The organism is Dissulfurimicrobium hydrothermale, assembly GCF_022026155.1.
Classification (GTDB): Bacteria; Desulfobacterota; Dissulfuribacteria; order Dissulfuribacterales; family Sh68; genus Dissulfurimicrobium; species Dissulfurimicrobium hydrothermale.
The window spans coordinates 963,830-977,595 of sequence record NZ_CP085041.1 but is presented as its reverse complement, the minus strand read 5'-3'; the positions used below and the strand labels follow the sequence as shown (position 1 = coordinate 977,595).

Sequence of the window (13,766 nt, the reverse complement as noted above, 5' to 3'; positions counted from 1 at the left end):
GGCATCCATCAACCAGCAACCACATACTTGCATATCGATCACCTGCCGGTTAATCTGGCAACCCCATGAAAATCACCAATATTTATGACATATTGCCACTCATAAAGAAACCTGGCCGATACCTTGGGAACGAGGTGAATGCAAGACGCAAGGCCTGGGACGAGGCCTCGGTCAGGATTGCGCTCATATTCCCCGATCTCTATGAAATAGGGATGTCCCATCTCGGGCTCCAGATACTTTACCACATATTAAATGATACGCCATGGGCGCTTGCAGACCGGGCCTACTGCCCGGACAGAGATATGGAAAAAAATTTGAGGGAAAAGGGCCTACAGCTCTTCGGAATTGAGAGCAAAAGGCCGCTGAGGGCCTTTGACATCCTCGGCATCACCCTCCCTTATGAACTCTGCTACATAAACATCATCACCATTCTTGAATGTGCAAAGATACCGCTCCTGGCGAAAAACCGCGATGACCCGGATTGGCCTGTTGTCATAGGTGGTGGAAGCTGCGCGGTGAATCCTGAACCGATAGCTGGGATATTTGATGCGATACTTATCGGAGATGGCGAAGAGGCCGTCATTGAAATGGCATCAACGGTCCGTTCATGGAAAGAGGCAAAGGGCACAAAAAGAGAACTCCTTAGCGCCCTCTGTCATATAGACGGCGTCTATGTACCTGGATTTTATAGAGCGATATATAACAAGACGGACGGGGTTTTTTGCGCCATCGAACCCACCGGTCCGGCAGGTCTTCCCATATCCCGCCGCATCGTCTCCGACCTTTCTAACGCCGGTTTTCCAAAAAGACCAATCCTGCCTCACACACAGATAGTCCACGACCGCCTTGGCGTGGAAATTGCCAGGGGATGCACACGCGGCTGCAGGTTCTGCCAGGCAGGGATCATCTATAGGCCTGTGCGGGAACGTACCCCTGAACAACTAATGGATATATTTGAAAGCGGACTCAAGACCACTGGCTGGGAGGAGATATCCCTTCTTTCTCTCAGCACTGGCGACTACGGGTGTCTGGGCCCACTCCTTTGCACCCTTATGGAGAGATTTACACAGGAGAACGTATCTGTGTCCATGCCGTCTCTGCGTGTCGGGACCCTTACGCCAGAGATGATGGCCCAGATAAGGCGGGTCAGGAAGACCGGCTTTACGCTTGCCCCGGAGGCCGGGAGCGAGAGGCTAAGGCGCGTGATAAACAAGGGGATCACAGAAAAGGACGTTCTCGAAACCGCATCCCAGGTCTATGCCATGGGCTGGAACGGAATAAAACTCTACTTCATGATCGGGCTTCCAACAGAAACCATCGAAGACGTCCTTGCGATAAGCGAGCTTGCTAAAAAGGTCCTCGCCCATGCAATAAAAGGAAGACAGGGCTTAACGGTAAGCGTGGGGACCTTCGTCCCTAAACCTCACACACCGTTCCAATGGGAAAGACAGATCACAACCGACGAATCATGGGAACGGATCAGACTCTTAAAGACAAAGATAAGGGGCCATGGCCTTAAACTGAAGTGGCATGACCCAAGACAGAGCCTCCTCGAGGGCATATTTGCACGAGGAGACAGGAGGCTCCTCCACGTCCTTTTAAAGGCGTGGCGGCTTGGGGCAAGACTAGATGCCTGGAGAAATCACTTGAGGGCTGACCTATATTATGAGGCGGCAAATGAGGAGGGGATTGATCTTTCTAGCTATCTTAACACCATCGAAATAGGCAGGGTGCTTCCATGGGGCCACATCCAAACAGGCGTAAGGATGGACTATCTCTTAAATGAACGCGAGCTAGCATTTAAAGAGGCGTACACACTGGATTGCAGAAGCGGGGCCTGCTATGGCTGCGGTGTATGCAATTTCAAGGAAATAAGGCCGATCTTGTTTAAAAAATGTAGTCTTTCTCCTGAGAAATCAGATGACGCCGAAAAGGCGAAGAGGTGCACAGGGGGGAGATATTTTTACAATATTGCATTCATACAGATGGGAAATGCACGATTTATCGGCCACCTAGATCTATCCCATACCATCCACCGGGCGGCAAGAAGGGCCGGCCTTCCCCTTCTGTACTCGCACGGCCATCACCCGATGCCGCATATCTCATTCGGCCCCCCCATCCCACTCGGCATGGAGTCCCTTTGGGAAACCATGATAATAGGACTTACGGAGCCGATCGAGGAGTCGGACGTATTCCAAGCGCTGGAAAGAGAAATGCCTGATGGGATAACGCTTACATCGATAAAACTCACGACCTCACCCCGCATCCATTATACTGACGAAAAGACCGCTTATCTTATATACCTCCCGGGATTGGACACCGAACAATGTAAAAGGGCAATTGACCGTTTCATGAAGGCGGGGTCATGGCCTGCAATGCGGCACAAAAAGGGCATTGAGACCGTGTTGGACCTCAGGAAGGCTGTGAAGTCCCTACACATCCTTATGCCTGATAAATTCGAAAACGATCAAGCAATCCATCCATGGATCTCCAGCCTTGCTGAAGAGACAAAAAATAATGATATAAAACAAGCCTTTCTGGGCCTTGAAATGCAGCGCATTAACGGACCACAACCAAGACCATCCGAGATAGCAGCGGCCCTCTTCGGTCTGACGGACGGAGAGGTGCTGAAGCTCAGAATACTTAAACTGGCCCCGAATAATGGACTATAGAAAAATCATATCAAAACAACGAATTATATCCGAAATTTCTATTAGACACATCGACATCACGTGTTTAGATTAACTTCGACATAGGGATGGTGAAAGATATGGAAACACGGGATTGCCGCGGCCTTGCATGTCCAAAACCGGTACTTGTGGCCAAAGAACTTATCGAGACACATCCGAACGAAATAATCGAGGTCATCGTTGACAATGAGGCATCAAGACAAAACGTCACCCGCTTTTTAAAGAGCCAGGGCTGGGAGACTGCTGTAAAGGCATCAGAAAATGGGGTATTCGTCATAAGTGGGGCACCCCCCACATGCGCCATCGAATTAGGCGCCAAAGGGACAGGACAAAAAAGATCAGAGGCCGCAGAAGGACATCAAAAGATACTCATCATTATACCTACGGATGTATTCGGCCAGGGGGACGAAGACCTCGGCCGCGCCCTGATGAAGAACTTTATTTCCACGCTCAAGGAAATGGGAGATGACCTCTGGAGGATCGTTCTGCTGAACAACGGGGTAAGGCTCGCCATAACCGGCTCAGAACACCTTGATGAATTAAAAGGGCTTGCACACAGAGGTGTTGACATACTGGTATGCGGCACATGCCTCAATCACTTCCGTCTTCTTGAGAAAAAGGCTATTGGCGAGACCACTAACATGCTCGACATCGTCACATCTATGCAGCTTGCCACGAAGGTCATAAGGATTTAGACCGGTTATCAATCAGGGCCGGCAACTAAAAATCTCGCTAATAGCATGGTTGCATAAGGGTCTTTCCCTTACGAAAATGCCCTCCCGATGCATATACCATCACACCCCCCCCTGAGAAATATCTTGAAATGGCACTGCATTTTGTGTTAATTATGCAATTAGATCATGTCATGAATCCCTCCTTTATCACCCTGAAAGACGATAACCAGCCCATCCTCATACTAAGCGGCCGATGGCTGCTTGGAAATCTTTCTTCCATAAAAAAGGAATTTGAAGGCCTTAAGGCCAAACTCCCAAGGACCGGGGTCATCTTTCTCGACTGTAAGGACATCGAAGAGATGGACACGGCATCGATGCTCTTTTTTATCAGTATGCGCAAGTCATTGAAGTCCGGTCTCAAGGTCTCGGCAAAGGGGCTGAACCCTTCTTTTTTAAGGCTCTTTAAGGTCATGTCGCTCTGCTATGTCGAGGCCGATTTTAAACCAAGGCATCCAAGGCTTGTCTCGCGCCTGCTCTATCATATCGGCGAAAATACCGCCCAAGCGGTAGGCGACTTCCGCTCGTTTCTGGATTTTACAGGCCGTTCGACGCTGGCCTTTCTAAAAGACCTGGCCCATCCAAGCGGCATCCGACTGAATGAGCTCGCTGTTAACATTCAAAATATTGGCGTCATGGCCGTACCCATCATTGCGCTTTCCGCCTTTCTGATCGGGGTCGTAATCGCCTTTCAAAGTGCCGTACAACTGAAAAACTACGGGGCGAACATCTTTATTGTGGACATGGTGGGCATCTCCATACCAAGAGAGCTCTCTCCTCTCATCACCGCTATCGTGGTTGCAGGCCGAAGCGCATCCGCCTTTACCGCGCAGATCGGGGCCATGAAAGTCACCGAGGAACTGGACGCAATGGAGACCCTCGGCTTTGACACCTATCGCTTCATCATCCTCCCTCGCATTTTGGCCACGATCATTACCCTTCCGCTCCTCATCTTTTTTGCAGACATAGTCGGCATCTATGCAGGCATGCTCGTCTCAAGCCTTCAGCTCGACATAAGACCCGCACAGTTTCTGGAGCGCCTTGAAGAGGCGGTGAGCATAAGACATTACCTCATCGGTCTGTTAAAGGGCCCGTTTTTCGCCCTGGCCATTGCATCCATTGGCTGCTTCAGGGGCCTTCAGGTCTCTCGAAACACGCAGAGCATCGGCCGCTACACCACTGTAAGCGTGGTAAATTCCATCTTCGCAGTCATCTTTTTGGATGCAGTCTTTTCGATCATCTTTACGGAGCTTAAACTGTGAAAAAGGCAGTTATCGAGACGAAACACATAGAAACCCGTTTCGGCGACACCGTCGTTCACAAAGACGTCTCCTTTACCGTATATGAAGGTGAGATATATGGCCTTCTCGGTGGAAGCGGCTCAGGTAAGACCACCCTCCTGCGGCAAATGATCATGTTGAGCAGGCCATCCAATGGGAGCATAACGGTGCTGGGAAGAAATATACTTTCTATGACCGAAAAGGAAGCCCATGCCCTAAGGACGAAATGTGGGGTATGTTTCCAATTCGGGGCGCTTTTTACATCCCTTACGGTCTTCCAGAATATAGCGGCTGTATTAAGGGAATACACCGACCTAGACGAAGAAGACATAGACCGCATAGTCCGGGCGAAACTCAAGATGGTAGGGCTTGAACCGAGAGCGGGGGATCGTTATCCATCGGAACTGAGCGGAGGCATGGTAAAGCGTGCCGCACTTGCAAGGGCGCTCGCAATGGACCCAAAACTACTCTTCCTTGATGAACCCAGCTCAGGACTTGATCCAGTAAGCGCCGAGGCATTTGATAACCTTATACTTACGTTGAAAAATCTTCTCGGATTAACCATTGTAATGATTACTCACGACATGGATACCATCTTCAATGTCCTGGACCGGATGGCTGTTCTGGCGGATGGCGTTGTGGCGGCGGAAGGCAGGCTCGACGACATCTTGAAAAAAAATGACCACAGGTTCATTAAGGAATTTTTTGGCACGAACCGTGCGTTAAGCAGGGCAGAAAGGAGGAAGGCTCCATGGAAACCAGGGCTAATTACACCATAGTAGGCCTCTTTGTAATGATTTTTACAATAGGAGCGCTGGTATTCGCCATGTGGCTCGGCGGCTTTTATAAGAAAGACAGGTTTAAGTACTATTACACGGAACTTAAAGAATCGGTGTCCGGACTGAATAAAGATGCGCCTGTCAAATATATGGGCGTGACCATCGGAAGCGTCAAAGACATAATGATCGATCCTTCCAACCCCACAAAGGTGCGGATACTGCTGGAGGTCCAAAAAGACACCCCTATTCTCCAAGGCATGTATGCGACCCTTAACTTTACCGGCATAACCGGCATCGCATATATTGAGATCAGAGGCGGCAAGCAAGGCGCCTTGCCCTTAACGGCAAAAAACGGTGGGATCCCCGTTATCCCTTCAAGGCCGTCCCTCTTTTCAGAGGTAGGGATGTCAGCGGCCAACATAACTGGCAAGCTCGAACAGGCAATCGATCGCATAAACAGGCTGATGACCGATGAAAATGCAGATCATCTCAATGCCTTCCTGCAACATCTCGATGAACTGTCAGGTCGGTTGAACGACGGATTTTCTCCAAAAACTATAGACAACATCCGTTTACTCGTAGAAAATCTAACTGAGGCCTCGCAAAGACTGAAAAACATCGCGACGGAGGCCGACAGCCTGAGACCTATGGCCAGGGAGCTGTCCCAAAAGGCAGACCTCACCCTGGACAGGCTTGCCTCCGCCTCTTCAAATATCGACGAATTAAGTCTAGAACTGGACAAAAAGGTAAAGGCAGGCGACTACGATATAAAACCCATGCTTGAACCGTCTGTCTTTATGCTGAACGACACACTTCGCGAGGCTAGATCCCTGCTTTCGACACTGCATGAAGAGGCAAAGGCGATCGGAAACAGCCCAGCCGACCTCCTCTTAAAGAGATCACGTCCACTCCTCGGACCAGGCGAGGAATCGGAAAAATGAAGACGAAAACAGTAAAAATAGTCCTTTTCTTACCTGTTTTTTGCCTTTTCTTGTCCTCGTGCGTAAAAGTAAAAGAGGTCCCGCCTATCCACTATTACCGCATAGCTATAGAGACCAGGGGGCTTAAAGCCGTCGATATACCGGCCTATGGCTCAATCAAGGTGACAGTGAAGGGCATGATGAGCAGGTCGATATATTATCTAGACAAAAAATACGGCAAAAACGCCTTTTACTTGAACAGATGGGCGGAACCGCCGGATGATATGATCAAGAAAAAGATAATTTTAGCTATTAAGGAAACCGGTCTTGCAACCGATGTCCTGTCCGCAGACTCCCTAGCCTCGACGCAATATCTTCTCGAGATAGAGATAGACGACCTTTCGATGCACATACAGGATGATGGCGGCGAGGGGGTTGTGGTAATTTCAGCAGTCCTTGTCGATACAAAGCATTCCAGACCGATAAAAAACAGTCTTTTCAGGTGCGGCAGCCCCTCGAGCGCTGTAAGCCCGATGGACTCTGTGGATGCAATCAACAAGGCTGCGGACAGATGCGTGACAAGGATTTATGACTGGCTTGCAAAGTAGTCGCTAGAAACGCGACCTTGCTGAACTGATATTCTTAAACGCCAGGCGAACCTTACTGGAGCCAAGACAAGATCCATCCAGGCCGTAGTAAATTTGTATGGATGATTGTGCAATAATCAGGGACCTCATTGCTTGTCCGGATGGCTGACGTTCGATGATGTAGAATTCTGAGGACCGCCGCCTCCCAACACCTTATATAAGGTCACCAAATTCGTCAGACGGGCCAAACGGATGGCGATCAACCCCTGTTGGGCGGCATAGAGAGATCGTTGGGCGTCCAGTACGTTCAGATAGCTGTCGATCCCTTTTTCATAGCACGACATGGAAAGATGATATGTCGCAGCCGCTGCATCCGTCAACGACCGCTGCGCCGCCGCCTGTTCATCAATAGTCCCTCGCTGGGCAAGGGCATCGGCCACCTCTCTAAATGCCGTCTGTATCGCCTTCTCATATCTGGCCAATGCAATATCGCGATCAACCTTTGCCGCCCTCAGATTGGCGCTCGATGCACCGGCATCAAAAATCGGAAGGATCACCTGCGGCACGAAACCCCAAGTATCCGATCCTGACTTGAAGAGTCTTGAGAGCTCCTCGCTCATTAGGCCGATATTGGTAGTGAGGGTAATACGCGGAAAAAAATCTGCACGGGCGGCGCCAATGTTTGCATTGGCCCCCTTGAGGATATCCTCGGCCTGGAGGATATCAGGACGCCTCAACAGGACATCTGATGGCAGGCCTGGGGCAACCTCTTTCACAGCAGCCAGTGTTTCGGAAAGGTCATGCGGAAGCAACTCAGGAGGAACTGACTTTCCTACAGCCAGATTCAAGGCGTTTTCATCCTGCGCTACAAGGGTGGTGTAGCGGGCTACATCAACTTTCGCCGCCTCCACCTGCATCTGAGCCTGCCGCAGGTCCAGTTCAGAGGAAACGCCCAGCTCGAAACGGCGCCGAACCAGCTGATAGGCATCCTGACGGTTCTTCAGGGTGTCTTGGGCCAACTTAAGCTGCTCTTGGTCGGCGGCCAGCGCCAGCCAGGTGTTTGCAACTTCGGCTACCAGAGATATCTGCACACCCCGCTGTGCCTGTTCCGTAGCGGAAAATTGCTCCAAGGCCTGTTCTTTCAAGCTCCGGATGCGCCCAAAAATATCGAGCTCCCAAGCGCTTATCCCTAACTCAACGCTATAGCGTTTGATTGTAGGACTTTGCGCCCCTCCTGGGAGACCGCTGATCAGTTGGTGTTCCTTACTCCAGCTGCCGGATGCATCAATACCCGGGAAAAGCTCTGAGCGTTGGATCTGGTACAAGGCGATCGCCTTTTCTATATTGAGGGCCGCCACTCGCAGATCACGGTTGTTCTCCAAGGCCATAGCGACCACTTTACGCAATTTAGGATTGATAAAAAACTCTTGCCATGAGATAGAAGGTTGAACGCCAGACCAGCGGGCCTTATATGCCTCTCCTTTAGGCCACTGAGCCGAAACCGGGGCCGCTGGTCTGAGGTACTTTGGGGCCAAAGAACAACCGCCAAGGCAGAGAAAAAACCCTGACATGATACAGAAACAGATGACCGTCATCGTGCGTACCATATCAATTTACCCCCCGGACGTCCGAAGAAGTAATGGATTTTACAGAAAGCGGTCCCGGCTGCCCTTTCCTGAACAGTCTTGATATCAATACAAAAAAGAATGGGATAAAGATCAAATCGATAAAGGTGGCCGAGAGCATCCCGCCGGTGACTGCTGTACCGATGGCGTTTTGCGCCCCGGCGCCGGCCCCGTGGGTGAGGGCCAACGGCAAGGTGCCGAAAAAAAACGCCAATGAGGTCATAAGGACCGGACGAAGCCGGATCTTTATCGCGGCGAGTGTAGCTTCAATCAGACCAACCCCTTGACGCAATTGGTCTTTGATGAACTGAATGATCAGGATTGCGTTCTTTGTAGAAAGTCCCATGGTGGTCAAGAGCCCGATCTGGAGATAGACGTCATTCGACAATCCACGTAAAGTCGTCGCCGTAACAGCCCCGACAAGGCCCAGCGGCAGCATCAGCATATTGACAAATGGTATGGTCCAACTTTCATACAACGCAGCTACAGATAGAAACACCACCAGGAGCGAGATGGCATAGAGCGCAGGCGCCTGTTTTCCGGCCTGCTTTTCTTCATATGAAAGACCAGTCCATTCATAGCCGATCCCCGATGGCAGTTTGGCAGCCAGCCTCTCCATCTCGGCCATGGCCTCGCCTGTGCTCACCCCAGGCGCCGCCTGCCCCATAATCTCAACAGAAGGGATGCCATTATAACGCTCAAGCCGCGGCGAGCCATACTGCCATCTGGCGGTCGAAAAGGCTGAGAAAGGAACCATCCTACCCTGTTTATTGCGTACATACCATCTGTAGATATCTTTGGGCAGCATTCGGTACGGCGCATCGGCCTGAAGATAGACCTTCTTGACCCTGCCGTTTTGAATGAAATCATTGATATAAAGACCACCCCATGCAGCGGACAGGACATTATTGATGTCATCCAAGGAAATCCCCATACTGGCCGCCTGTACATCGTCGATATCGAGCTTAAATTGAGGGGTGTCATCCATACCGTTGGGCCGTACAGCCATCAATTTCGGATCTTTCATGGCCATACCCAAGAGCTGGTTGCGGGCCTCCATCAACCTTTCATGACCAAGGCCGGCCCGATCTTCAAGCTCGAAATCAAAACCGTTGGCCTGTCCCAACTCTATGGCCGGCGGCGGAATAAAGGCAAATACCACCCCGTCCCTGATTCGGGAAAATCTGGCCATGGCACGTCTCAAAACCGCAGGTGCCCGCAGTTCCGGGGACTGGCGCAACTTCCAGTCACGCAGCTTGATAATGGCCAACCCCATGTTCTGGCCACGGCCGGCGTAGCTGAAGCCGGCCACGGTGATCACCGCATTCACCGCCTTTTTCTCATCCTCCAGAAAATAGTGCTCGACCTGTTTCATCACATTCAATGTTCGTTCAAAGGTTGCCCCGGCAGGCAGCTGTATCAAACTATAAATAATGCCCTGATCCTCATCCGGCAGAAAGGCAGTGGGCAGGCGCAAAAAGAGAAAGACCATACATGCGACAATTATGCAGTAAACAATCAGATAACGTGCCGTCTTGCCGAATGAACGCCTGACGATCGACTCATATTGAACCCTCCTGCGATCGAACCATTTATTGAACCAGCGAAAAAAACCCTTCAACAAACCAAATTCGCCGAAATGATATCCCCTTTCCACCGGCTTGAGCATGGTAGCGCATAAGGCCGGGGTCAAGGTCATTGCAACAAAGACCGAAAGGATCATAGCGGAGATGATAGTAATTGAGAATTGACGATATATGACACCTGTGGAACCACCAAAAAAGGCCATCGGCAGAAAGGCTGCTGTCAGCACGGTGGCGATACCCCAGAGGGCGCCCGTGATCTGCCCCATGGACTTGACCGTGGCGTCATGCGGCGACAGCCCCTCTTCCGACATAATCCGCTCAACATTCTCCACCACCACGATGGCGTCGTCAACCAGGAGGCCTATGACAATGACCATTGCGAACATAGTCAAGATGTTGATTGAAAAACCAGCTGCATATAACACCCCGAATGTGCCCAAGAGCACCACCGGAACCGCTATGGTCGGTATCAGTGTGGCTCGGATGTTCTGGAGGAATAGAAACATGATCACAAAGACCAGACATACCGCCTCGAACAAGGTCTTGACCACCTCTTCGATGGAGATCTTGACGAATGGGGTGGTATCATATGGATAAACTACCTTCATATGTGGGGGAAAATATCTTGACAACTCCTCCATCTTGGCCTTGATCCGGCCGACCGTCTCCAGCGCATTCGCTCCTGACGCCAGCCTTATGGCCATAGCCCCAATCGGTTTCCCATTATAGAAGGCCTGTACGTCATAGCTCTCGGTACCGATCTTGCAGTCGGCCACATCCCTCAATCTGACGGTGGAACCATCACTGTTCGTCTTCAAAACGATCGCGCCGAACTGCTCCGGTGTCTGCAACAAGGTGCGGGCTGTTATGACGGCGTTCAGCTGTTGCCCAGGCGCAGCTGGAGCGCCGCCAAACTGACCGGCAGAGACCTGAACGTTTTGGGCCTCTAGTGCAGCGATAACATCGTTGACGGTCAAATGATAGCCGTACAACTTGAAGGGATCCAACCATATCCGCATGGCATTCTGGGTGCCGAACAGCTGCACCTCGCCCACACCTTCAAGCCGGCTGATGGTGTCCTGGATATTGGAGATCAGATAATCAGTCAGGGCGTTGCGGTCCATGGACCCGTCTTCTGACACCAGACCAAGTACCAGCAGGAAGTTCTTGGTGGACTTGACCACCGCAATCCCTTGTCTTTGCACAACCTGAGGCAGCAGCGGCATGGCCAGCTGCAGCTTGTTCTGTACCTGCACCTGGGCGATGTTCGGGTCGGTGCCGGGCTTGAAGCTCAGGTTGATGGCCGCCGCCCCTGATGAATCGCTAGTGGACGACATGTATATCAGGTTGTCGATCCCGTTCAGCTTCTGTTCGATCACCTGCGTTACCGTATCCTGCACCGTCTGCGCCGATGCCCCTGGATACATGGCGTTGATGGTGATCATGGGCGGTGCGATAGGAGGATATTGAGAGACCGGCAGGGTCTTGATCGCCAAGAGACCGGCCAGCATGATCATGATGGCTATCACCCAGGCAAATACAGGGTGGTTTATAAAAAATCTGGGCATGATGCACCTTTACTTTTTGATCACCGCAGGCTTTGAAATGCCGGCAGGAGCTGCGGATTGAGGGACGCTGAATGCCACGACCTTGACCGGCGCTCCCGGGCGCACCCGCTGGAGCCCTTCCATAACGACCCGATCGCCTGCCTTAAGCCCTTCATTCACCAGCCACTTATCGCCAATAGTACGAGATACTTTAATAATCCGCGGTTCAACCCTTTCTCCGGCCCCTACCACCATGACCACGGCATCACCTTTTTGATCGCGGGTCACAGCGCGCTGTGGGACCAAGATCGCATGCTCATCGACCCCTTCTTTTACAATCCCGCGGACAAACATCCCTGGCAATAGTATATGTTTTGGATTTGGGAAGACGGCCCGCATAGTGACTGAGCCGGTATCCTGTTCCACCATAACCTCCGAAAACTTCAGGACGCCAGGCAATGGGTAGCGGCTTCCGTCTCCCATAAGCAATCCGACCTGCCCCAGATCGGCGGATGCGCTGCGTTTGAGCACGCCTTCCGCCATCTCACGCTCCAACTGCAGCATCTCAGCGCTGGATTGAGTTAGATCGACATAAACGGGGTCAAGCTGTTGGATCGTGGCCAATGCAGCAGGTTGATCGGCCGTTACAAGCGCACCGGCCGTCACCGCCGAGCGCCCGATGCGCCCTGAGATCGGCGCCCTTACCCTGGTGTAGCCCAGATTGATCCTGGCCGTCTCCACTGCGGCCTTGGCTGATGCAAGCTCGGCTTCGGCCTGCTTAAATGCGGCATAGGCATCGTCGTAGTCCTGCTGGCTCACTGCCTTGATCTTAACCAGTTCTCTGTAGCGCTCTTCCTTTAGACGGGCCGGGATCAAATTGGCCTCAGCCTTGGCCAAAGCGGCCTTTGCGTTGTCGTAGGCCGCCTGAAAGGGTGCGGGGTCGATCTGATACAGCACCTGCCCGGCCTTGACATCCGAGCCCTCGGTGAACAGCCGTTTCTGGATGATGCCACTTACCTGCGGGCGCACCTCTGCAACACAAAAGGCCGATACCCTGCCAGGCAATTCAGTGGTGAGTTCAACTTGTTCAGGTTGCACCGTTATCACAGCTACCTCAGGGGTTCTAGGCTGTGGCGGACCGGCCCCCTTTTTTTGCTCGCCGCAGCCGTACAACAATAGGCCGACGGCGAGGACCGCGGCCATCACAAACCTCACCCTGTTCATATTTCTCATGCCTAGCCCCTATTTAAATTTTTTGATCGTCGGAATTGTTTTCGGATGCCCGATCCCTGGCCAAAGATCCATTAAGAAACAGATCGACAATCAGCTGGGTACTCATTCCATAAGCATGTCGGTCCAATTCCTCCAGCCAAAAAAAGAGAAAGGTTCTGGTCAACCCCTCCAGGGCCAGGGCTAAATGATGAGGATCTATACTGCGAAACACCTTTGTGCGGACGCCCTTTTCCATCACGGAGCTCAGGGCCTTTAAGGTATCTCTATGCAGCTTGCGTATGTCTTGGTCAATACCTGCCTTTATGTTGAAACTTACCCCTTGCGTTTCGGCAAAATAGAGGCGTAGGATGGGTATGTTGTCGGCGAAAAGCCTTGCCTTTGTAACGACATAATCTCTAACGACCGCCAGGACATCGTCGTCTCTAGAGAGGACCTCGTTTAGGGTGTCGTGAAATTCCATGGCCTTTTCAAGCATCAAGGCCCTATATAGGTCTTCTTTGTTTTTAAAAAACTTATAAAGCGTCCCGATAGCAAACTCGGACCTTTCTGCGATCTCATGCATAGAGACGTTGTGATAACCCTTCTCGGAGAAAAGCTCCAGGGCAGCGATAAGCATCTCTTGACGTTGAGCCAACCTTTCCCTTTCCCTACGGGTAGGCCTTATATCCATCATCACTTTGCCCTTGAGACCCATATAAAATATACATGACACCTTATTTTATAAAATGACGTTGATTTCAGATTTTATAACAAGACGTCTATTTTGTAAATAAAAAATAGATCAATAA

Annotated in this window: 10 protein-coding genes; 6 read left to right on the top strand and 4 right to left on the bottom strand. The window is 51.3% G+C overall.

The features are described 5' to 3' along the window. Nucleotides 1-65: 65 nt before the first annotated feature. From LGS26_RS04735 to LGS26_RS04710, 6 genes are all read left to right on the top strand, one after another. Entirely contained in the window at nt 66-2,672 is a 2,607-nt protein-coding gene (locus LGS26_RS04735) for a TIGR03960 family B12-binding radical SAM protein (RefSeq protein ID WP_237889720.1), read from the top strand. A 98-nt stretch (nt 2,673-2,770) separates the two neighbouring features. Further along, a complete protein-coding gene (yedF, locus tag LGS26_RS04730; protein WP_237889719.1) occupies nt 2,771-3,385 on the top strand; it encodes a sulfurtransferase-like selenium metabolism protein YedF in 615 nt (204 codons plus the stop codon). A 170-nt stretch (nt 3,386-3,555) separates the two neighbouring features. Beyond that, nucleotides 3,556-4,683, top strand: a complete 1,128-nt coding sequence (locus tag LGS26_RS04725; RefSeq protein ID WP_237889714.1) for an ABC transporter permease — start codon at nt 3,556-3,558, stop codon at nt 4,681-4,683. Beyond that, the gene (locus LGS26_RS04720; protein WP_237889710.1) at nt 4,680-5,480 is read left to right on the top strand and encodes an ABC transporter ATP-binding protein; all 801 of its coding nucleotides are present in this window, start codon (nt 4,680-4,682) and stop codon (nt 5,478-5,480) included. Before LGS26_RS04725 ends, LGS26_RS04720 begins: the two co-directional genes overlap by 4 nt. Then, nucleotides 5,453-6,421, top strand: coding sequence for an MlaD family protein (locus LGS26_RS04715; protein WP_237889706.1), 969 nt, complete (start codon nt 5,453-5,455; stop codon nt 6,419-6,421). Before LGS26_RS04720 ends, LGS26_RS04715 begins: the two co-directional genes overlap by 28 nt. Further along, nucleotides 6,418-7,008 carry an ABC-type transport auxiliary lipoprotein family protein gene (locus tag LGS26_RS04710; RefSeq protein ID WP_237889704.1) on the top strand — a complete coding sequence of 197 codons (591 nt, stop codon included), beginning with the start codon at nt 6,418-6,420 and terminating at the stop codon, nt 7,006-7,008. The genes LGS26_RS04715 and LGS26_RS04710 overlap by 4 nt, the downstream gene beginning before the upstream one ends. A gap of 125 nt (nt 7,009-7,133) precedes the next feature. On the opposite strand, the gene LGS26_RS04705 is transcribed toward LGS26_RS04710, so the two are convergent. From LGS26_RS04705 to LGS26_RS04690, 4 genes are read right to left on the bottom strand one after another with little or no spacing between them, the layout of a single operon-like run. Next, nucleotides 7,134-8,594, bottom strand: coding sequence for an efflux transporter outer membrane subunit (locus tag LGS26_RS04705; protein WP_237889703.1), 1,461 nt, complete (start codon nt 8,592-8,594; stop codon nt 7,134-7,136). A gap of 1 nt (nt 8,595) precedes the next feature. After that, nucleotides 8,596-11,766 carry an efflux RND transporter permease subunit gene (locus LGS26_RS04700; RefSeq protein WP_237889701.1) on the bottom strand — a complete coding sequence of 1,057 codons (3,171 nt, stop codon included), beginning with the start codon at nt 11,764-11,766 and terminating at the stop codon, nt 8,596-8,598. Between the two features lie 9 nt (nt 11,767-11,775). Continuing rightward, nucleotides 11,776-12,978 carry an efflux RND transporter periplasmic adaptor subunit gene (locus LGS26_RS04695; protein ID WP_330873335.1) on the bottom strand — a complete coding sequence of 401 codons (1,203 nt, stop codon included), beginning with the start codon at nt 12,976-12,978 and terminating at the stop codon, nt 11,776-11,778. Between the two features lie 13 nt (nt 12,979-12,991). Further along, on the bottom strand, nt 12,992-13,612 hold the full coding sequence (locus LGS26_RS04690) for a TetR/AcrR family transcriptional regulator (RefSeq protein ID WP_237889700.1): 621 nt from the start codon (nt 13,610-13,612) through the stop codon (nt 12,992-12,994). Nucleotides 13,613-13,766: the final 154 nt, after the last annotated feature.

Excerpts from the sequence above, each read along its gene's own strand:
- LGS26_RS04735 (WP_237889720.1), top strand. The coding sequence starts at position 66 with ATGAAAATCACCAATATTTATGACATATTGCCACTCATAAAGAAACCT.
- yedF (WP_237889719.1), top strand. The coding sequence starts at position 2,771 with ATGGAAACACGGGATTGCCGCGGCCTTGCATGTCCAAAACCGGTACTT.
- LGS26_RS04725 (WP_237889714.1), top strand. The coding sequence starts at position 3,556 with ATGAATCCCTCCTTTATCACCCTGAAAGACGATAACCAGCCCATCCTC.
- LGS26_RS04715 (WP_237889706.1), top strand. The coding sequence starts at position 5,453 with ATGGAAACCAGGGCTAATTACACCATAGTAGGCCTCTTTGTAATGATT.
- LGS26_RS04710 (WP_237889704.1), top strand. The coding sequence starts at position 6,418 with ATGAAGACGAAAACAGTAAAAATAGTCCTTTTCTTACCTGTTTTTTGC.
- LGS26_RS04705 (WP_237889703.1), bottom strand. The coding sequence starts at position 8,594 with ATGGTACGCACGATGACGGTCATCTGTTTCTGTATCATGTCAGGGTTT.
- LGS26_RS04700 (WP_237889701.1), bottom strand. The coding sequence starts at position 11,766 with ATGCCCAGATTTTTTATAAACCACCCTGTATTTGCCTGGGTGATAGCC.
- LGS26_RS04695 (WP_330873335.1), bottom strand. The coding sequence starts at position 12,978 with ATGAGAAATATGAACAGGGTGAGGTTTGTGATGGCCGCGGTCCTCGCC.